This is a genomic window from Salinarimonas sp. (assembly GCF_040111675.1).
Taxonomy (GTDB): Bacteria; Pseudomonadota; Alphaproteobacteria; order Rhizobiales; family Beijerinckiaceae; genus Salinarimonas.
Genome location: NZ_CP157794.1, coordinates 3,598,949 through 3,616,572, shown reverse-complemented (window position 1 = coordinate 3,616,572; position 17,624 = coordinate 3,598,949). Strand labels below are relative to the sequence as shown.

Annotated in this window: 21 protein-coding genes; 17 read left to right on the top strand and 4 right to left on the bottom strand. The window is 69.8% G+C overall.

Features of this window, described 5'->3' with window-relative positions:
- Nucleotides 1–30 precede the first annotated feature (30 nt).
- Nucleotides 31–372, bottom strand: a complete 342-nt coding sequence (locus tag ABL310_RS16715; protein ID WP_349368138.1) for a nucleotidyltransferase domain-containing protein — start codon at nt 370–372, stop codon at nt 31–33.
- Nucleotides 373–676: 304 nt separating this feature from the next.
- Between ABL310_RS16715 and ABL310_RS16710 the strand changes: the two genes are divergently transcribed.
- From ABL310_RS16710 to ABL310_RS16665, 10 genes are all read left to right on the top strand, one after another.
- The gene (locus ABL310_RS16710) at nt 677–925 is read left to right on the top strand and encodes a (2Fe-2S)-binding protein (RefSeq protein ID WP_349368137.1); all 249 of its coding nucleotides are present in this window, start codon (nt 677–679) and stop codon (nt 923–925) included.
- A gap of 160 nt (nt 926–1,085) precedes the next feature.
- Entirely contained in the window at nt 1,086–1,571 is a 486-nt protein-coding gene (bfr, locus tag ABL310_RS16705) for a bacterioferritin (protein WP_349368136.1), read from the top strand.
- A gap of 301 nt (nt 1,572–1,872) precedes the next feature.
- Nucleotides 1,873–2,787: a branched-chain amino acid ABC transporter permease LivH gene (locus ABL310_RS16700; RefSeq protein WP_349368135.1), complete on the top strand. Its 915-nt coding sequence runs from the start codon at nt 1,873–1,875 to the stop codon at nt 2,785–2,787.
- A complete protein-coding gene (gene livM / locus ABL310_RS16695; protein WP_349368134.1) occupies nt 2,787–4,124 on the top strand; it encodes a high-affinity branched-chain amino acid ABC transporter permease LivM in 1,338 nt (445 codons plus the stop codon). Before ABL310_RS16700 ends, livM begins: the two co-directional genes overlap by 1 nt.
- Entirely contained in the window at nt 4,124–5,029 is a 906-nt protein-coding gene (locus ABL310_RS16690) for an ABC transporter ATP-binding protein (protein ID WP_349368133.1), read from the top strand. Before livM ends, ABL310_RS16690 begins: the two co-directional genes overlap by 1 nt.
- Nucleotides 5,026–5,751: an ABC transporter ATP-binding protein gene (locus ABL310_RS16685; protein WP_349368132.1), complete on the top strand. Its 726-nt coding sequence runs from the start codon at nt 5,026–5,028 to the stop codon at nt 5,749–5,751. The genes ABL310_RS16690 and ABL310_RS16685 overlap by 4 nt, the downstream gene beginning before the upstream one ends.
- 11 nt (nt 5,752–5,762) lie before the next feature.
- The gene (locus tag ABL310_RS16680; RefSeq protein ID WP_349368131.1) at nt 5,763–6,125 is read left to right on the top strand and encodes a DUF6867 family protein; all 363 of its coding nucleotides are present in this window, start codon (nt 5,763–5,765) and stop codon (nt 6,123–6,125) included.
- A 140-nt stretch (nt 6,126–6,265) separates the two neighbouring features.
- Nucleotides 6,266–7,366 carry a branched-chain amino acid ABC transporter substrate-binding protein gene (locus ABL310_RS16675; protein WP_349368130.1) on the top strand — a complete coding sequence of 367 codons (1,101 nt, stop codon included), beginning with the start codon at nt 6,266–6,268 and terminating at the stop codon, nt 7,364–7,366.
- Nucleotides 7,367–7,558: 192 nt separating this feature from the next.
- A complete protein-coding gene (locus tag ABL310_RS16670; protein ID WP_349368129.1) occupies nt 7,559–7,846 on the top strand; it encodes a hypothetical protein in 288 nt (95 codons plus the stop codon).
- A gap of 20 nt (nt 7,847–7,866) precedes the next feature.
- Nucleotides 7,867–8,295, top strand: a complete 429-nt coding sequence (locus ABL310_RS16665) for a VOC family protein (RefSeq protein ID WP_349368128.1) — start codon at nt 7,867–7,869, stop codon at nt 8,293–8,295.
- 10 nt (nt 8,296–8,305) lie between these two features.
- Here ABL310_RS16665 and aspS read toward each other — a convergent pair whose 3' ends face one another.
- Nucleotides 8,306–10,111, bottom strand: coding sequence for an aspartate--tRNA ligase (gene aspS, locus ABL310_RS16660; protein WP_349372079.1), 1,806 nt, complete (start codon nt 10,109–10,111; stop codon nt 8,306–8,308).
- Between the two features lie 84 nt (nt 10,112–10,195).
- Nucleotides 10,196–10,627 carry a rhodanese-like domain-containing protein gene (locus ABL310_RS16655; RefSeq protein WP_349368127.1) on the bottom strand — a complete coding sequence of 144 codons (432 nt, stop codon included), beginning with the start codon at nt 10,625–10,627 and terminating at the stop codon, nt 10,196–10,198.
- A gap of 84 nt (nt 10,628–10,711) precedes the next feature.
- On the opposite strand from ABL310_RS16655, the gene ABL310_RS16650 reads away from it, so the two are divergent.
- Nucleotides 10,712–11,398 (top strand): DUF599 family protein, encoded by a 687-nt coding sequence (locus ABL310_RS16650; RefSeq protein ID WP_349368126.1) that lies wholly within the window; start codon nt 10,712–10,714, stop codon nt 11,396–11,398.
- Nucleotides 11,399–11,429: 31 nt separating this feature from the next.
- Here ABL310_RS16650 and ABL310_RS16645 read toward each other — a convergent pair whose 3' ends face one another.
- On the bottom strand, nt 11,430–12,941 hold the full coding sequence (locus ABL310_RS16645) for an FAD-dependent oxidoreductase (protein WP_349368125.1): 1,512 nt from the start codon (nt 12,939–12,941) through the stop codon (nt 11,430–11,432).
- Nucleotides 12,942–13,105: 164 nt separating this feature from the next.
- On the opposite strand from ABL310_RS16645, the gene ABL310_RS16640 reads away from it, so the two are divergent.
- The 6 genes from ABL310_RS16640 to ABL310_RS16615 all read left to right on the top strand — a co-directional run bounded on the left by ABL310_RS16640 (nt 13,106) and on the right by ABL310_RS16615 (nt 17,619).
- Nucleotides 13,106–13,576, top strand: coding sequence for a YbjN domain-containing protein (locus ABL310_RS16640; RefSeq protein WP_349368124.1), 471 nt, complete (start codon nt 13,106–13,108; stop codon nt 13,574–13,576).
- A 34-nt stretch (nt 13,577–13,610) separates the two neighbouring features.
- The gene (locus ABL310_RS16635) at nt 13,611–14,258 is read left to right on the top strand and encodes an NAD(P)H-binding protein (RefSeq protein ID WP_349368123.1); all 648 of its coding nucleotides are present in this window, start codon (nt 13,611–13,613) and stop codon (nt 14,256–14,258) included.
- The gene (locus ABL310_RS16630; protein ID WP_349368122.1) at nt 14,255–14,755 is read left to right on the top strand and encodes a GNAT family N-acetyltransferase; all 501 of its coding nucleotides are present in this window, start codon (nt 14,255–14,257) and stop codon (nt 14,753–14,755) included. The genes ABL310_RS16635 and ABL310_RS16630 overlap by 4 nt, the downstream gene beginning before the upstream one ends.
- Nucleotides 14,752–15,276: a dihydrofolate reductase gene (locus tag ABL310_RS16625; protein ID WP_349368121.1), complete on the top strand. Its 525-nt coding sequence runs from the start codon at nt 14,752–14,754 to the stop codon at nt 15,274–15,276. The genes ABL310_RS16630 and ABL310_RS16625 overlap by 4 nt, the downstream gene beginning before the upstream one ends.
- A gap of 124 nt (nt 15,277–15,400) precedes the next feature.
- A complete protein-coding gene (gene hflK / locus ABL310_RS16620) occupies nt 15,401–16,534 on the top strand; it encodes an FtsH protease activity modulator HflK (protein WP_349368120.1) in 1,134 nt (377 codons plus the stop codon).
- A complete protein-coding gene (locus ABL310_RS16615) occupies nt 16,531–17,619 on the top strand; it encodes a protease modulator HflC (protein WP_349368119.1) in 1,089 nt (362 codons plus the stop codon). The genes hflK and ABL310_RS16615 overlap by 4 nt, the downstream gene beginning before the upstream one ends.
- Nucleotides 17,620–17,624 lie beyond the last annotated feature (5 nt).

The window sequence follows — 17,624 nt, the reverse complement described above, 5'->3', positions numbered from 1 at the left end:
CGGATGCGACGGGCAAACGACATTGCGGCGTCAGAGCGGATCGCGGCCGGTCGGATCGGCTTCGAGAGCGGCGATCCCCGCGACAAGGGCGGGCAGCGCCTCGCGAAGGCGGGACGGCTCGACGAGATCATGCTCGAATTCCTTCAGCCGCTCGGGCGTGAGGTCGCAGGCACAGACGATGTCCGCCGGAATGCCGGAGCCGCGCATGGCGGCGGCGACCGTCTGCTCGACGCGCACCCGCGTCGCGGTGTCGACGGGGCCGCGCACGAGAAGGTCGACGTCGGAGTGCGGTCCGAACCCTCCGCGGGCGAGCGAGCCGATGACGGCGATCTCCGCCGTATCGTCCGCGCGAGCGTCGACGCGCGCGAGCACACGCTGCCGGGCGCTGCGCGCGTGCGGCCGCCCGCGCCGCGATCATGCCGTCGAGCGGGGTATCGCCGGTCAGACTGCGTCCGATGCCGTCCATGGCTCGATTCGATGCCGTTCGGGTCCGGCGAACAGGACAGGCCGGGGCCGGTCCTCCCTCGATCGTCCCGCATCACCACAGGAGGAGGCGTCGACCGGTCGCGCCTCAGGGGGAACCCCGACGGGGCGACACGTATTGCCAGGGCGCGGCGAGGCGTGCTAAGTACTTGATAACAAACACAGTTTTGAACCGCTCTAAACTGGAAGCCCGATGATCGTCTGCTCCTGCAACGTGCTTTCGGACGCGCAAGTCAAGGCCTGCATGGCGTCGAACGCCGCCTGCCCGCGCACCCCGGCCCAGGTCTATCGCTGCCTGGGCTGCGCGCCGCGCTGCGGGCGCTGCGCCACGACGATCCGCAAGATCATGAACGCGAGCTTCGCCGAGGCCTCCGCGGCGGCGGTCGAGGGCTGCACCGAGACCTGCGGCGCGGCCTGCATGCACCAGGCGAAGGTCGCGTGAACGCCCGCGCGAGCGGCGAACCCGAGCCCTCTCCCACGCCCGCCTTCCATACGGACTAACCCGAAGGCGCGCCCTCCCGGCATTGCCAAGGGCGGTCAAGTCCGCTAGGTCTCTTTTTGGAATCGTTCTAAACCATTACAGAGACAGAGGCGGTCGAGCCATGAAAGGCGATACCAAGGTCATCGAGTATCTGAACAAGGGGCTGCGCAGCGAGCTGACGGCGGTGAACCAGTACTGGCTCCACTACCGCCTGCTCGACGATTGGGGCTACAAGGACCTCGCCGCCTATTGGCGCAAGGAGTCGATCGAGGAGATGGTGCATGCGGACAAGTTCGTCACGCGCATCATCTTCCTGGAGGGCTTCCCGAACCTCCAGGAGCTCGACCCGCTCCGCATCGGGCAGAACGTGCTCGAGGTGATCGAGGCCGACCTCGCCGCCGAGCTCGAGGCGCGCGCGCTCTATCTCGAGGCCGCCAAGTACTGCGACAGCGTCAACGACCGCGTGTCGAAGAACCTGTTCGAGGAGCTGGCGACCGACGAGGAGGGGCATGTCGACTTCCTCGAGACGCAGCTCGAGCTGATCAAGCAGGTCGGCCTGCAGCTCTACGCGCAGAAGCACATCGGCGGGCTCGAAGGCGACCACTGACCCCGCCGCGCGGGCCCATCGGCCCGCGCCGCCCCCGCGACGAACGCGATCCCGCGAGCCCCGCGCCCGCGGGATTTTTCATGCCCGCGCCTTCCCCATGCCGGCCGGCCGCTCTGCCCGTTCCTTGCGCAAGGGGCACGGATAACGGGCTTGAACAAAAATCTCGCAAGCGGCTATGGACGCCGTGCACGCGAGCGGCTTAAGTGCTGGAACGTGAGAAGAAGAGGCCGGAACCGGCCGGGGAGAGCGGCCGCCGGCGCCCGGAGGCGCCGCGGCGCATGGGACGAGGGTCGTTTCGTCTATGGATTATTTTCTTCAGCAGCTCATCAACGGGCTGACGCTCGGCTCGATCTACGGGCTCATCGCCATCGGCTACACGATGGTCTACGGCATCATCGGCATGATCAACTTCGCCCATGGCGACGTGTTCATGGTCAGCGCCTTCTCGGCGCTGATCGCGTTCCTCGTCATCCTGGCGGTCGGCGTCACGGCGGTGCCGCTGGCGCTGGTCATGGTGCTGATCTTCGCCATGCTGATCTCCTCGCTCTACGGCTGGACCGTGGAGCGGGTGGCCTACAGGCCGTTGCGCGGCTCGTTCCGCCTGGCGCCGCTGATCTCGGCGATCGGCATGTCGATCGTGCTGCAGAACTACATCCAGATCGTCCAGGGCGCGCGCGTGAAGGCGATCCAGCCGGTCTTCACCGGCGGCTTCACGCTGCACGAGGGCGAGCTGTTCGACGTGCGGATCTCGACCATCCAGATCCTGATCATCGTCACCACCATCGTGCTGATGACGATCTTCTCGCTGATCGTGGCCAAGACCTCGCTCGGACGCGCTCAGCGCTCCTGCGAGCAGGACCAGAAGATGGCCGCCCTGCTCGGCATCGACGTCGACCGGACGATCTCGCTGACCTTCGTCATGGGCGCCGCCCTCGCCGCCGTCGCCGGGACGATGTACCTGATGTACTACGGCGTGATCGACTTCTTCATCGGCTTCATCGCCGGCGTGAAGGCCTTCACCGCGGCGGTGCTCGGCGGCATCGGCTCGCTGCCGGGCGCCATGCTCGGCGGGCTCCTGATCGGGCTGATCGAGGCCTTCTGGGCCGGCTATTTCTCGAGCGAGTACAAGGACGTCGCGGTGTTCGGCATTCTCGCGATCGTGCTGATCTTCATGCCGACGGGCCTCCTCGGCAAGCCTGAGGTGGAGAAGGTGTGATGACGGCTCTGTCCAGCAAGGCGGGCCAAGCCGCCACCGCGCCCAAGCCGGGCTTCGACCTCGGCCGCGCCTTCCGGGACGCGCTGTTCTCGGCCCTCATCGCGCTCGGCCTGTTCGGCGTGATCATGGGCCTGAAGACGGAGCAGGAGCCGACGGGCCTGATCCTGACCCAGCACTGGGAGCGCGTCTTCTGGGCGGTCGGCGTCGTCTTCGTCGGCCGCCTCGTCCTGAACCTCACGATCTGGCGCGGGCCCGGCGCGGCCAAGATCGACGACCTCGTGCCGACGGGCCTGAAGCGCTATTCCGGCTTCATCGGCACGGCCATCGGCGCGGCCCTGATCCTCGTCGCGGTGACGCTGCCGTTCCTGCCCGGGGCCGGTCGCTACCACGTCGATCTGGGCACGCTCGTCCTGATGTACGTCATGCTCGGCTGGGGGCTGAACATCGTGGTGGGCCTCGCGGGCCTGCTCGACCTCGGCTACGTGGCCTTCTACGCGGTGGGCGCCTATTCGTACGCGCTGCTGGCCACCTATTTCGATCTCGGCTTCTGGGTCTGCCTGCCGCTCGCCTTCATCCTGGCCTGCTTCTGGGGCGTCATCCTCGGATTTCCGGTCCTGCGGCTGCGCGGCGACTACCTCGCCATCGTGACGCTCGCCTTCGGCGAGATCATCCGCGTGGTGCTGCTGAACTGGTCGGAGTTCACCGGGGGGCCGGACGGCATCGGCCGCATCCCGCGCCCGAGCTTCTTCGGGCTCGAGTTCTCCCGCGGGGAGGGCGGTTTCGCCGACTTCTTCGGGCTCGAGTTCTCGTCGATGCACCGGATCGTCTTCCTCTATTACGTGATCCTGGTGCTCGCCTTCCTGACGCACTTCGTCAGCGTGCGCCTGCGGCGCCTGCCGATCGGGCGCGCCTGGGAGGCCATGCGCGAGGACGAGATCGCCTGCCGTTCGCTCGGGCTGTCGATCGTGCGCACGAAGCTCACGGCCTTCGCCATCGGCGCGGGCTTCGGCGGGCTCGCGGGCGCCTTCTTCGCCACGCGCCAGGGCTTCATCTCGCCGGAGAGCTTCACCTTCATCGAGTCCGCGCTCATCCTCGCGATCGTGGTGCTCGGCGGCATGGGCTCGCAGCTCGGCGTCGCCATCGCGGCGGTGGTGATGATCGGCGGGTTCGAGTATTTCCGCGAGTTCGAGCAGTACCGCATGCTGGTGTTCGGGGCGATGATGGTGCTCATCATGGTCTGGCGTCCGCGCGGTCTGGTCTCGTCGCGCGCCCCCTCGGTGTTCCTGAAGGAACGCAAGAAGGTCGGCGCCGACATGGTATCGCAGGGGCAGGGCTGATGGCTGCGCACGACACGATCCTGCGCATCGATCATCTGACGATGCGCTTCGGCGGCCTGGTGGCCGTCGACGACCTCTCCTTCGAGGCGAGGCGCGGGGAGATCACCGCCTTGATCGGCCCGAACGGGGCCGGCAAGACGACGGTGTTTAACTGCATCACCGGCTTCTACAAGCCCACCGAAGGCCGCATGGCGCTCGCCCACGGCTCGAGCGAGGCTTTCGCTCACGTCGACCCGCTCACCGATTCGCCCCATCAGTCCTGGCACGGCGGCGGACAGGCGCTCTACCTGCTCGAGCGCATGGCCGACCACGACGTGAACGCCAAGGCCAAGGTGGCGCGCACGTTCCAGAACATCCGCCTGTTCGGCGGCATGACGGTGCTCGAGAACCTGATGGTCGCCCAGCATCACTACCTGATGCGGGCCTCCGGCTTCACCTTCCTCGGCCTCGTCGGCGCGCCGCGCTACCGGCACGCGGAGCGCGCGGCGATCGAGCGGGCGAAGGGCTGGCTCGAGCGGATCAACCTGATCCACCGCGCCGACGAGCCGGCGGCGAGCCTGCCCTACGGCGACCAGCGGCGCCTGGAGATCGCACGCGCCATGTGCTCGGATCCCGTGCTGCTGTGCCTCGACGAGCCGGCGGCGGGCCTCAACCCGCGCGAATCGTCCGAGCTGAACGAGCTTCTCCTCGGCATCAAGCGGGAGGGCGAGACCTCGCTCCTCCTGATCGAGCACGACATGAGCGTCGTCATGGAGATTTCCGACCACGTGGTCGTGCTCGACTACGGCAAGAAGATCTCCGACGGCACTCCGGATTTCGTCAAGAACGATCCCAAGGTGATCGCCGCCTATCTCGGCGTCGACGACGAGGAAGTGGAAGCCGTCGAGGCGGAGGTGGGGCAATGAGCGAGGCGATGCTCGACGTCTCCGGCGTCAAGACCTACTACGGCAACATCGTCGCCCTGCGCGGGGTGGACGTGCACGTGAACAAGGGCGAGATCGTCACCCTGATCGGCGCCAACGGCGCCGGCAAGTCGACCCTGATGATGACCATCTTCGGCAAGCCGCAGGCGCGCGAGGGCCGGATCGTCTACATGGGGGAGGACATCACCCGGATGCCCACCCACAAGATCGCGCGGCTCTCCATCGCGCAGTCTCCGGAGGGGCGGCGCATCTTCCCGCGCATGACGGTCTACGAGAACCTGCAGATGGGAGCGTCGATCACCGACGGGACCCACTTCAAGTCCGACCTCGAGAAGGTGTTCGCCTTCTTTCCGCGGCTGAAGGAGCGCATGCACCAGCGCGGCGGCACGCTGTCGGGCGGCGAGCAGCAGATGCTCGCCATCGCCCGCGCCCTGATGAGCCGCCCGAAGCTGCTGCTTCTGGACGAGCCCTCCCTCGGCCTCGCGCCGCTGATCGTGAAGCAGATCTTCTCGAGCCTCGAGGCGCTCAACAGGGACGACGGGCTCACGGTCTTCCTGGTCGAGCAGAACGCCTACCACGCGCTCAAGCTCGCGCATCGCGGCTACGTGATGGTCAACGGGCTGATCACGATGACCGGCGGCGGCCGGGAGCTGCTGGCCAAGGAGGAGGTCCGGGCGGCCTACCTCGAAGGCGGACGGCACTGAGGGAGGGCGCGATGGGCATTCTGTGGGAAAACTCCTTCTGGGTCTTCTTCTTCGTCACGGTCGTGCTCGCGGGCGGCGCGGCCTGGATGTCGGGCCGGGCCATCGCCCGCAGCTGGGAGCCCTACTGGCAGGCGGCGGCGTGGATGCTGCTGCTCGGCGCGGCGGCGCGCTTCATCCACTTCTCGCTGTTCGGGGGCACGCTCCTGTCGCTGCATTACTACGCGGTCGACACCGTCATCCTGATGGGGATCGCGTGGCTCGGTCACCGCGCCACCCTCGCCGGCCTGATGACCCGGCAATACCGGTTCGCCTACGAGACCTCGACGCCGCTGACCTGGCGGCCTCGGGCCCCCGCCGGCGGAAAAATCGACTGACAACGGCAAAGCCAGTCGACAAGCTGCGCAAAATGCGCAGAAATTGCGGCCGCGGCGCGCGCGGCCCCGCCTCCCGGCGATGCGCTCGCCAAGCGTCATCCGCTCCGGGGATGTCTAATCCGAAAGAAGGGAACGTTCCGATGACCAAAAGAATGCTGACAGGTGTGGCGTTCGGCGCGCTCATGGCGGCCTCCGCGCCCGCTTCGGCCGAGATCGTGATCGCTGTCGCCGGCCCGATGACGGGCCAGTACGCCTCCTTCGGCGAGCAGATGAAGAACGGCGCCGAGCTCGCGGTCGAGCAGATCAACGCCGACGGGGGCATCAACGGCGAGATGCTGCGTCTCGTCGTCGGCGACGACGCCTGCGATCCGCGCCAGGCCGTGAACGTCGCCAACCAGTTCGCCGGCGAGGGCGTGGTCTTCGTGGCCGGCCACTTCTGCTCCGGCTCGTCGATCCCGGCCTCCGCGGTCTATTCCGAGGAAGGCATCATCCAGATCTCCCCGGCCTCGACCAACCCGGCGCTGACCGACGATCGTCCGGGCCCGGGCATCTACCGCGTCTGCGGCCGCGACGACAAGCAGGGCGTGGTCGCCGGCGAGTTCCTCGCCACGAACTATCCCGAGGGCGACGTCGCGATCCTCCACGACCGCACCGCCTACGGCCAGGGCCTCGCCGAGGAGACCCGCAAGGCCATGGAGGCCGCGGGCGTCGAGGCGAAGATGTTCGAGGCCTACACGCCCGGCGAGCGCGACTACTCCGCTCTCGTGTCGCGCCTCAACGCCGAGGGCATCAAGGCGGTCTACATCGGCGGCTACCACACCGAGGCCGGCCTGATCCTGCGCCAGATGCGCGAGCAGGGCCTCGAGGCGCAGCTCGTCTCCGGCGACGCGCTCGTCACCGACGAGTTCTGGTCGATCACGGGCGACCTCGGCAACGGCGTGATGATGACCTTCTCGCCCGACCCGCGGAAGTACGAGTCCGCCCAGGAGGCGGTCGCCGCCTTCGAGGCGCGCGGCATCAACCCCGAGGGCTACACGCTCTACACCTACGCCGCGATCGAGGCGTGGCGCGACGCGGTGCTCGAGGCCGGCTCGACGGACTTCGAGGGCGTGGTCGACGCGCTCGACGCCACCACCTTCGACACCGTGCTGGGCGAGATCGACTTCAACGATGTCGGCGACCCCGTCGAGGCGAACTACGTCTGGTACGTCTGGGAAGACGGCACGTATCGCGAGATGTGATCCCGCCGCGGGCCGCGCGCCCGCGACGCGAGACGTTTCGGTCCCCGCGCGGCGCACCCGCGCGGGGGTTTTCGTTTGCGGCCCTCTCGCGGCGACGCGAACCGGCGCGGCTCCCGGCTGTTGTTCCCGCGCCGTCGAGACCGAGCTGCTCGCGAGCGTCGGTTTCGCGCACTGAACGATTGGAGAAAGACGATGATCCGCCCGACTCTCGCCGTTCTCGCGCTCCTCGCCGCCATGGCGGCGGCGCAGGCGCAGGACGACACCGAGCCCTTCATCTGGAGCGACCCCGACACGGGCTGCGCCTATCTCGTCGCGCCCGGCACCGGCATCACCCCGCGCCTGCGCCCTGAGGGCGTGCCCGACTGCCCGGACGCCGACGTGCGGCTCTCCGAGAGCTTCGAGCGCACCCTGCGCGAGAGCGGCGAGGCCTTCGGCCGCGCGCTGCAGGAGCTGGGCCGGGATCTGGAAGGCGCTCGCTGAGGGCGGGGAGGGGGCGCGCCATGGAGCAGAGGCTGAGCATCGTCACGCTCGGGGTCGCGGACGTGGCGCGCTCGCGCGCCTTCTACGAGGGCGGCCTCGGCTGGCGCGTCTCGCCGGCGAGCAACGCGCGCATCGTCTTCATCCAGCTCGGCGGGATGGCGCTGGCGCTCTATCCCTCGGCCGCCCTCTCGGAGGACGCGCACGTCGAGGGCGGCGACGCGCCGGCGTTCCGCGGCTTCACGCTCGCCTACAACGCGCGCGGCGAGGCGGAGGTCGACGCCGTCCTTGCGCAGGCCGTCGCGGCCGGCGCCCGGCTGGCGAAGCCGGCCGCGCGCGCGTTCTGGGGCGGCTATTCCGGCTATTTCGCCGACCCGGACGGCATCCTCTGGGAGGTCGCCCACAACCCCTTCGTCACGATCGAGCCCGACGGGCGGCTGACGCTGCCGTGAGCTGCGCGCCTCACTCCGGCAGGTTGAGCCGGATGTGCAGTTCGCGCAGCTGCTTCGCCGTCACGTCGGAGGGCGCGCCCATGAGCAGGTCCTCCGCCTTCTGGTTCATCGGGAAGAGAACGACCTCGCGCAGGTTCTGCTCGCCGCACAGCAGCATGACGATGCGATCGATGCCCGGCGCGATGCCGCCGTGGGGCGGGGCGCCGAGCGCGAGCGCGCGCAGCATGCCGCCGAACTTGGCCTCCAGCACGTCCTCGCTGTAGCCGGCCAGCCCGAAGGCCTTCTTCATGATCTCGGGGCGGTGGTTACGGATGGCGCCCGAGGAGAGCTCGATGCCGTTGCAGACGATGTCGTACTGCCAGGCGGTGATACCCAGGATCTCGTCGTAGTCCGCCGGGTTGAGCGCGAGGAACTTCTCCATGTCGTAGTTCGGCATGGAGAAGGGGTTGTGCGAGAAGTCGATCTTCTTCTCGTCCTCGTCCCACTCGTACATCGGGAAGTCGGTGATCCAGCAGAAGGCGAACTGGTCGGCGTCGATCAGCCCCAGCTCCTCGCCGATGCGCGTGCGCGCCTTGCCGGCGAGCGCCACGGCCTTGCCCTTGTCGCCGGCGGAGAAGAACACCGCGTCCCCCGCCTTGACGTTCGCCGCCACGGCGATGAGCCCCTGCACCTCGTCGGGGATGAACTTCGCGATCGGCCCCTTGCCGACGAGCGCGCCGTTCTCCTCCTCGAAGATCACGTAGCCGAGCCCGGCCGCGCCCTCGGAGCGGGCCCAGTCGTTGAGCTTGTCGAAGAACGAGCGCGGCTGCGCGCCGGCGCCCGGGGCCGGGATCGCGCGCACCACGCCGCCGTGCTTCACGATGTTCTTGAAGGCGTTGAAGGTCACGTCCTCGCGGGCGAAGAGCTCGGTGACATCGGCGAGGATCAGCGGGTTGCGCAGGTCCGGCTTGTCGATGCCGTATTTCAGCATCGCCTCGGCGTAGGGAATGCGCGGGAAGACCGGCGTGACGCGCCGGCCCTCGGCGAACTCCTCGAAGACGCCGCGCAGCACCGGCTCCACCGCCTGGAACACGTCCTCCTGGGTGACGAAGCTCATCTCGACGTCGAGCTGGTAGAACTCGCCCGGCGAGCGGTCGGCGCGGGCGTCCTCGTCGCGGAAGCAGGGCGCGATCTGGAAGTAGCGGTCGAAGCCCGACATCATGACGAGCTGCTTGAACTGCTGGGGCGCCTGCGGCAGCGCGTAGAACTTGCCGGGATGCAGCCGCGAGGGCACCAGGAAGTCGCGCGCGCCCTCGGGCGAGGAGGCGGTGAGGATCGGCGTCTGGAACTCGAAGAAGCCCTGGTCCTTCATGCGGCGGCGGATGGAGTCGATGATCCGCCCGCGCTTCATGATGTTCTCGTGCAGCTTCTCCCGGCGCAGGTCGAGGAAGCGGTAGCGCAGCCGGATCTCCTCCGGGTAGTCGTGCTCGCCGAAGACGGGCATGGGCAGCTCGGCCGCGGGGCCGAGCACCTCGAGCGCGCCGATGTAGACCTCGACCTGGCCCGTGGGCAGGTCCGCGTTCTCGGTGCCGGCGGGGCGCTTCTTCACCTTGCCGTCGACGCGGATGACCCATTCCGAGCGCACGGTCTCGGCCGTCTTGAAGGCCTCGCTGTCCGGGTCCACCACGATCTGGGTGATGCCGTAATGGTCGCGCAGGTCGATGAACAGGACGCCGCCATGGTCGCGGATGCGGTGGCACCAGCCGGACAGCCGCACGGTCTCGCCCACGTCGCTCTCGCGGAGGCCGGCGCAGGTGTGGGTGCGGTAGCGATGCATCGCAGCGGAGCTGGGGGCGGACATGAGGCGACCTTGGTTGTCTGGAATGACGTCGCGCGCACCATTCATGCGCCGGGGGTGATGTCAAGCGCCGCTCTTCGACCCTCGCGGCGCGCCGCGGTCCCCGTCGGCGACGGGCCCGCCCTCCTCCTTCCAGGCCTTGAAGCCGCCGCCGACATGGGCGACGGGGGAGAGCCCCATCTCGGCCGCGGTCTTCGCCGCGAGCGCCGAGCGCCAGCCGCCGGCGCAGAAGAAGACGAAGCGCTTGTCCTGCGCGAAAACCGGCTTGTGGTAGGGGCTGTCCGGGTCGATCCAGAACTCGAGCATGCCCCGCGGGCAGTGCACGGCGCCGGGCATGCGGCCCTCGCGCTCGAGCTCGCGCGGATCGCGCAGATCGACGAAGACCACGTCCTCGCGCCCGACGAGCGCCATCGCCTCCGTCGGCGGGAGCGTCTCGATCGCGGCGTTCGCCTCCTCGAGCAGCGCCTTGTAGCCCTTCGTGATGGTCTGGGGCATGGTCTCGCGTGAGCCTCCGGTCCGGGTTCGGGGGCGCGAGGGTGGCGCAGGGCGCGCCGGGGCGCAAGGCGGGGAGGCGAGGGCATGGAGGCGGTCGAGGGGTTCACGCGGCTCGATCTCGTCGCGCTCCTGTTCTTCCTCGCGGCCTGGGGCGGCTACCATCTCGCCGTCGAGCGCCTCGGGCCGTCGCGCCGCTCGCTGAACACCCGCATGGCGGAGCATCGCCGCGCGTGGATGCGCCAGCTGCTCGCGCGCGAGAACCGGATCGTCGATTCCACCATCATGGCCTCGCTGCAATCGGGCGCGGCCTTCTTCGCCTCGACCGCGCTGTTCGCCGTCGGCGGCGTGCTGGCGCTGATCCAGGCGACGGAGACCGCGCTCGCCCTGTTCGCGGACCTGCCCTTCGGCGTCGCCACGACCCGACTCGCCTTCGAGGCGAAGGTGTTCGGGCTCGGCGTGATCTTCGTCTACGCCTTCTTCAAGTTCGCCTGGTCCTACCGGCTGTTCAACTACGCCGCGATCCTGCTCGGCGCCGTGCCCCAGGACGCGGCGGCGCCCGAGGCGGAGATCGGCGCGGAGCGCGCGGCCGAGATGACCATCGTCGCCGGTCGCCACTTCAACCGCGGCCAGCGGGCCTTCTTCTTCGCGCTGGGCTATCTCGGCTGGTTCGTCGGCCCGTGGGTCCTGATCGTCGCCACGGCCGCGGTGCTCGTCGTGATGGCCCTGCGCCAGTTCGCCTCCGACGCGCTGCACGCGCTGGACGGGGGATGACGACCCGGACAGATGTCCCCGCCGCGCCCTCTCACCCCCGGCGCATCGCCTCGCTCTCCTCCAGCGCCGCGGCGTCGCGGCCGGCGGTGGCGACGGCGCGGGTCTCGCCGTCGACGATGAAGCGGGCGAGGGCGTCGCGGGCCGACGGGTCGCCCTCGATCTCGACGCGGTCGAACCCCTTCGCGTGGCCGACATAGCGGACGGAGAGGTCGTACTGCTTCGTCCAGAAGAAGGGCGGGTCGTCGTAGGCGGCGACGCGGCCCATCATGGCGAGCGCCGCGGTCTGGCCGAGGCGCTGGGCGACGACCCAGTGCTCGACCCGGATGCGCTCCCCGCCGACCGGGTCGGGGAAGGCGGCGATGTCGCCGGCGGCGTAGACGTCCTCGGCGCTGGTGCGCATCGTCGCATCGACCACGACCCCGTTCTCCACTTCGAGCCCCGCCGCCTCGGCCAAGGCCGTGCGCGGCCGCACGCCGATGCCGACGAGGACGAGATCCGCCGGCAGCCGGGCGCCGTCGTCGAGCACGGCCTCGCCGTTCTCGTAGCCCTCGATCGTGCGCCCGAGCCGGAAGGTCACGCCGTTCTCCTCGTGGAGCGCGCGCAGCATGTCGGAGAAGGCCTCGCCGAACACGCCCGCCATCGGCTTGTCCTGCGGCGCGACGACCGTCACGGCCAAGCCGCGCTTCGTCAGCGCCGCCGCGGCCTCCATGCCGATGAAGCTCGCGCCCATGATCACGACGCGCGCGCCGTCGGAGAGCCGCGAGACGATCCCCTCGGCGTCGCGCAAGGAGCGCAGGAGGCGCACCGCCTCGTGGTCGGCGCCGGGAAATTCGGGCGCGTTCGGCTCGCCGCCGGTGGCGAGGAGGAGCTTCGCGTAGGACAGCGCGCCGCCGTCGGCGAGGGTCACGGTCTTCGCCGCGGTGTCGATCGCGCTCACCCGCGTGGCCAGACGGACGTCGACCCCCTCGAGCCCGCCCTCCGTGGCGATGTCGAGCGCGTCCGCGCTCTTGCCGCCCTGCAGGAAGGCCTTCGACAGCATGGTGCGGTCGTAGGGCGGGTCGGCGTCCTCCGAGAGGATCACCACCGCGCCCGCATAGCCCTCCCGCCGCAGCTGGTCCGCCGCCGCGAAGCCGGCCGCGCCGCCGCCGACGATGACGATGCGGTCCTCCCCGTGCGCGAGCCCCTTGCCCGGATCGGGCGCGATCTCGTCGACGAGGAAGACGCGGTCGTCGCGGATCTCGACCGCGTAGCGCGGAAGGGAATCGAAGGCGGGCGCCTCGAGCGCGCGGCCGGTGCGCAGCGAGAAGCAGGCGTGGTGCCAGGGGCAGCGCACGGTGTCCTCGACCACGAGCCCCTTCGCCAGCGGCCCGCCGAGATGCGTGCACGACGCGCCCACCGCGAGCACCTCCTCGCCGCGCCGGGCGACGAGGACCTTCTCGCCCCGCCATTCGCCGGCGACGGTGGCGCCGTCGGGGAGATCGGCGAGCGGCACGCCGGCCTCGATGTCCATCGTCTGCGGGAAGGCGCCGTGTCGTTCGGTCATCTGTCTCGTCCTCTCGTCGTGTCGCCTCGGCTGGGGACACAACGCGAGAGGAGGCCGAATGGGGCCGCGCCCGATCGCATGCCGCGGACGCTTGCCGGCCCGCCCGCCGCGGCGTAGCGTGCGCCGCGCGGCGAAACGTCGCCGATCGAAGGGGGGAGGGCGCCATGGCGCGTCATGGTCGGATCGCGGCTTTCGCCGCGGCGATGGTTCTGGGGGCGAGCGGCGTGTCCGCGCAGTCCGCGATCGACGGCTCGGATCCGCAGGCGATCCTCGATCTCGCCCGCGGCTTCGGTTCCGCCGCGCTGGAGACGGACCCGGTGGGCGATCCGCTGCTTCAGGGGCGCATCGACGGGAACGTCTACAGCGTCTACTTCTACGGCTGCGAGAAGAACGCCGGCTGCGACACGATCCTGTTCAGCGCCATCTGGGACGTCGAGTCGTCCTCGCTCGACGCCGTGAACGACTTCAACAAGAACGCGATCTTCGGCCGCGCCTATGTCGACGATGAGGGCGACTACGTCGTCGAGATCACCGTCAACCTTGCTCACGGCGTCTCGCGCGCTAACCTCGACGACACGTTCGTGGTCTGGTCGGACCTGATGCGCGAGTTCGCGGACTTCGCCGCCAACAATTGACCGCCGGCGCTCCCGCGCCGGCTCGAGGAGAGACATGCGGCTGACCATCATCGGCGCGACGCGGGGCATCGGGAAGGCGCTTTCCGAGCAGGCCCGGGCCGCGGGACACCACGTCGTCGCGGTGGGCCGGAGCCTCGGCCCGGCCGCGGCCGACAATCTCACTCACGTGCGCGGCTCGATCCTGGAGGAAGGCGTCGCCGAGGAGGCGCTGGAGCGCGCCAACGCCGTCGCCTATTGCCTCGGCGCGGGATCGTACGGCCCCGACGTCGGCAAGCCGGTGACGATCTTCTCGCAGAGCACCGAGCGGCTCCTCGACGCCATGCGCGCGAGGGGCGTCATGCGCATCGGCGTGATCACCGGCGTCGGCTCGGGCGACAGCCGCGGGCACGGCGGCTTTCTCTACGACGCCGTCGCCATGCCCTTCGCGCTCGGCGCGATCTACGCCGACAAGACCCGGCAGGAGGAGCTCCTGCGCGCCTCCGACCGGGACTGGACCGTCATCCGCCCGGTCGTTTTGACCCATGGCCCCTATACCGGGACCTATCGCGTGCTCGAGGATCTCACCGGCTTCAACGGCGGCACGATCAGCCGCGCGGACTGCGCCGATTGCCTCCTGCGGGCGCTCGCCGAGCATCGCTGGTCGCGTCGCGCCGTGGCGATCACGGGCGGGGACGGACGATGAGCCTTTCGATCCGCCCCGCGCGGCCCGGCGACGCGCCGCTGGTCTTCGGCTTCGTGCGCGAGCTCGCCGACTACGAGCGCCTCTCGCACGAGGTCGACGCCACCGAGGCGATGCTGGACGCGTCGCTCTTCGGCGAGCGCCCGCTCGTCTTCTGCGACATCGCCGAATGGGACGGCGAGCCCGTCGGCTTCGCGCTGTGGTTCTACAACTTCTCCACCTTTCGCGGCCGGCACGGCCTCTATCTCGAGGATCTCTACGTCCGGGAGAGCGCGCGCGGCCGCGGCATCGGCAAGGCGCTGCTCGTGCGCCTCGCCGCGCGCTGCCGCGAGGAGGGGCTGGCCCGGCTCGAATGGTGGGTGCTCGACTGGAACGCGCCGTCCATCGCCTTCTACAGGTCGCTCGGCGCGATCCCGATGGACGAATGGACGGTGATGCGGGTGACCGGGGAGGCGCTGGAGCGGCTGGCGGACGCGGCGCCGCGGGAGGGTGCGGCATGAAGCCCGTCGTCCTCGTCGCCGCCGTGGCGCGCAACGGCGTGATCGGCCGCGAGAACCAGCTGGTCTGGCGCCTCAGGAGCGATCTGCGGCGATTTCGCGCGCTCACCATGGGCAAGCCGCTGATCATGGGCCGCAAGACCTTCGAGTCGATCGGCAAGCCCCTGCCGGGGCGCGAGACCGTGGTGCTCACCCGCGACCCGGATTTCGAGGCGCCGGGCGTCCACACCGCCCAGAGCCTCGACACGGCGATGGCGGTCGCCGACACCATCGCCGCGCGCATGGGAGCCGCCGAGATCGTGGTGGCCGGGGGCGGGGAGATCTACGCCCTGGCGCTGCCCTACGCCTCCAAATTGTATCTGACCCGGGTCGAGGCCGAGCCCGAGGGCGACGCCGTGTTTCCGGACTTTGACCGGAACGCGTTTCGTGAGACCTTCCACGAGCCGCATCCGGCCGGTCCGGAGGACGAACACGCCTTCGCCTTCATCGACTTGGAACGGAAAGCGGCGCGCTCGTCCGATTGACTTCGCGCCCGCGAAGCCCCACCTCAGGCTTGGCGGTCGCGGCGTCCGGGAGACTCGGGTCGCGCGGCCGGATACACACGCCAGACAAGTATTTTTCGGTTCTGACGAGAGGGAAAGGCGCACGATGCCTTGGAGCAACCAGAGCGGCGGCCCCTGGGGCCAGCGCGGCGGCGGGTCGGGAGGACCCTGGGGCGGCGGCGGAGGCGGCGGCCCGACGGGCGGCGGCGGCGGCGGCAACCAGCCCGATCTCGAGGAGATCCTGCGCCGCAGCCAGGACCGGCTGCGCAACATCGTTCCCGGCGGCGGCGGCCTCGGCGGCAAGGGGATCGCGCTGATCCTCGTCGCGGTCGTGGCGGTATGGCTGCTCACGGGCTTCTACACGGTCCGCCCGAACGAGGTCGGCCTCAACCTGATCTTCGGCCGCTTCGTCGGCCAGACGGCGCCGGGCCTGAACTACAACCTGCCCTTCCCGATCGGCGAGGTCGTCAAGCCGAACGTCACGCAGGTCAACCGCACCGAGATCGGCTACCGCTCCGTCAGTCCGGGCCAGCAGCGCGACGTCCTCGAGGAATCGCTGATGCTGACCGGCGACGAGAACATCGTCGACATCGACTTCGACGTGCAGTGGCAGATCGACCCGGCCAACGCCGACAATTTCGTCTTCAACATCGCCAACCCCGAGGCGACCATCGACTCGATCGCCCAGTCGTCGATGCGCGAGGTTATCGGCCGCCGCGACATCCAGGCGATCCTCACCACCGAGCAGGGCGAGATCACCGCCGAGGTCCAGGACCTGATGCAGCAGTCGCTGGATCAGTACGGCGCCGGCGTGATCATCCGCGTCGTGCAGCTGCAGGCGGCCGTGCCGCCGGCGCAGGTGCGCGAAGCGTTCCTCGACGTCAACGCCGCCCAGCAGGACCTGGTGCGCCTCCAGAACGAGGCCGAGACCTACGCGAGCCGCGTCGTTCCCGAGGCCCGAGGCGAGGCCGCGCGCATCGTCCAGCAGGCCGAAGGCTATCGCGAGCAGGTCGTGAACCAGGCCGAGGGTCAGGCCGCCCGCTTCAACCAGATCTACGCCGAATACGCCAACGCGCCGCAGATCACGCGCGATCGTCTCTTCCTCGAGACGATGGAGCGGGTGTTCGGCAACACCGACAAGGTGCTGATCGACCAGAACGGCCAGGGCGAAGGCGTCGTGCCCTACCTGCCGCTGCCGGAGGTCCAGCGTCGTCTCGAGTCCCAGGGAGCCACGCGATGAGAAACCCGATCCTGCGCCTCGGCGCGATCATCGTCCTGGTCGTCGCGATCGTCGTCGCCTGGGCAGCCCTGTTCACCGTCCGCGAGACCGAGCAGGCCGTCGTGCTGCGCTTCGGCGCCGTGCGCAACGTCATCACCGAGCCCGGCCTCTACGTGAAGGCGCCCTTCATCGACGTGGTGCTGCCGATCGAGAAGCGGGTCCTGGCGCTCGACCTGCAGCCGCAGACGGTGCTCTCCGCCGACCGGCAGAACCTCGAGGTCGACGCCTTCTCGCGCTACCGCATCACCGACCCGCTGCGGTTCTACCAGGCGGTGAACAACCTCACCAACGCGAACGCCCGCCTGCAGTCGTTCATCAACTCCGCGATGCGTAACGTGCTCGCCAACGCCTCGTTCCCGGAAATCATCCGCACGAACCGCGTCGAGCTGATGGAGCGCATCCAGGACATCGTCGACCGGCAGGCGGCCCAGCTCGGCATCGAGGTCATCGACGTGCGCCTCACCCGCGTCGACCTGCCGACGGCCAACGCCGAGGCGGTGTTCCGCCGCATGCAGACGGAGCGTGAGCGCGAGGCCGCGGACCTGCGCGCCCAGGGCGCACAGCGCGCCGCCTCGATCCGCGCCCGCGCGGACCGCGACGTGACGGTCATCCTCGCCGAGGCGAACCGCACGGCCGAGGAGCTGCGCGGCGCGGGCGACGCCGAGCGCAACCGCGTGCTCGCGGGCTCCTACAGCGTCGATCCGGAGTTCTTCGCCTTCTACCGCTCGATGCTCGCCTACGAGAACGCGCTGACCCGCACCGACATCGCCGATTCGCGCATCGTGCTCTCGCCCGATTCGGAGTTCTTCCGCTTCTTCACCGACCCGTCGGGCCGGCGCCAGGGCGGGCAGAGCACCCTGCCGCCGCCGGCCGGGGCGCAGGAGCCGGCTCCGGGCCCGGTGAGCGCGGCGCCCGCGCCCGCCGCTCCGGGCGAGGACGCCGGCGCCGCGGAGGCCACGGCCTCCGTCCCGCCGCCGATCGAGGCCGAGGAGCCGGCGGCGACGCCGGCCTCCGCGGCCGCCGCCGCGCCGGCGGTGGCGCAGTGATCGGG

Excerpts from the sequence above, each read along its gene's own strand:
- ABL310_RS16615 (WP_349368119.1), top strand. The coding sequence starts at position 16,531 with ATGAGAAACCCGATCCTGCGCCTCGGCGCGATCATCGTCCTGGTCGTC.
- ABL310_RS16700 (WP_349368135.1), top strand. The coding sequence starts at position 1,873 with ATGGATTATTTTCTTCAGCAGCTCATCAACGGGCTGACGCTCGGCTCG.
- ABL310_RS16670 (WP_349368129.1), top strand. The coding sequence starts at position 7,559 with ATGATCCGCCCGACTCTCGCCGTTCTCGCGCTCCTCGCCGCCATGGCG.
- ABL310_RS16650 (WP_349368126.1), top strand. The coding sequence starts at position 10,712 with ATGGAGGCGGTCGAGGGGTTCACGCGGCTCGATCTCGTCGCGCTCCTG.
- ABL310_RS16655 (WP_349368127.1), bottom strand. The coding sequence starts at position 10,627 with ATGCCCCAGACCATCACGAAGGGCTACAAGGCGCTGCTCGAGGAGGCG.
- ABL310_RS16665 (WP_349368128.1), top strand. The coding sequence starts at position 7,867 with ATGGAGCAGAGGCTGAGCATCGTCACGCTCGGGGTCGCGGACGTGGCG.
- aspS (WP_349372079.1), bottom strand. The coding sequence starts at position 10,111 with ATGCATCGCTACCGCACCCACACCTGCGCCGGCCTCCGCGAGAGCGAC.
- ABL310_RS16625 (WP_349368121.1), top strand. The coding sequence starts at position 14,752 with ATGAAGCCCGTCGTCCTCGTCGCCGCCGTGGCGCGCAACGGCGTGATC.
- ABL310_RS16630 (WP_349368122.1), top strand. The coding sequence starts at position 14,255 with ATGAGCCTTTCGATCCGCCCCGCGCGGCCCGGCGACGCGCCGCTGGTC.
- ABL310_RS16680 (WP_349368131.1), top strand. The coding sequence starts at position 5,763 with ATGGGCATTCTGTGGGAAAACTCCTTCTGGGTCTTCTTCTTCGTCACG.
- livM (WP_349368134.1), top strand. The coding sequence starts at position 2,787 with ATGACGGCTCTGTCCAGCAAGGCGGGCCAAGCCGCCACCGCGCCCAAG.
- ABL310_RS16690 (WP_349368133.1), top strand. The coding sequence starts at position 4,124 with ATGGCTGCGCACGACACGATCCTGCGCATCGATCATCTGACGATGCGC.
- ABL310_RS16635 (WP_349368123.1), top strand. The coding sequence starts at position 13,611 with ATGCGGCTGACCATCATCGGCGCGACGCGGGGCATCGGGAAGGCGCTT.
- ABL310_RS16640 (WP_349368124.1), top strand. The coding sequence starts at position 13,106 with ATGGCGCGTCATGGTCGGATCGCGGCTTTCGCCGCGGCGATGGTTCTG.
- bfr (WP_349368136.1), top strand. The coding sequence starts at position 1,086 with ATGAAAGGCGATACCAAGGTCATCGAGTATCTGAACAAGGGGCTGCGC.
- hflK (WP_349368120.1), top strand. The coding sequence starts at position 15,401 with ATGCCTTGGAGCAACCAGAGCGGCGGCCCCTGGGGCCAGCGCGGCGGC.
- ABL310_RS16710 (WP_349368137.1), top strand. The coding sequence starts at position 677 with ATGATCGTCTGCTCCTGCAACGTGCTTTCGGACGCGCAAGTCAAGGCC.
- ABL310_RS16675 (WP_349368130.1), top strand. The coding sequence starts at position 6,266 with ATGACCAAAAGAATGCTGACAGGTGTGGCGTTCGGCGCGCTCATGGCG.
- ABL310_RS16645 (WP_349368125.1), bottom strand. The coding sequence starts at position 12,941 with ATGACCGAACGACACGGCGCCTTCCCGCAGACGATGGACATCGAGGCC.
- ABL310_RS16685 (WP_349368132.1), top strand. The coding sequence starts at position 5,026 with ATGAGCGAGGCGATGCTCGACGTCTCCGGCGTCAAGACCTACTACGGC.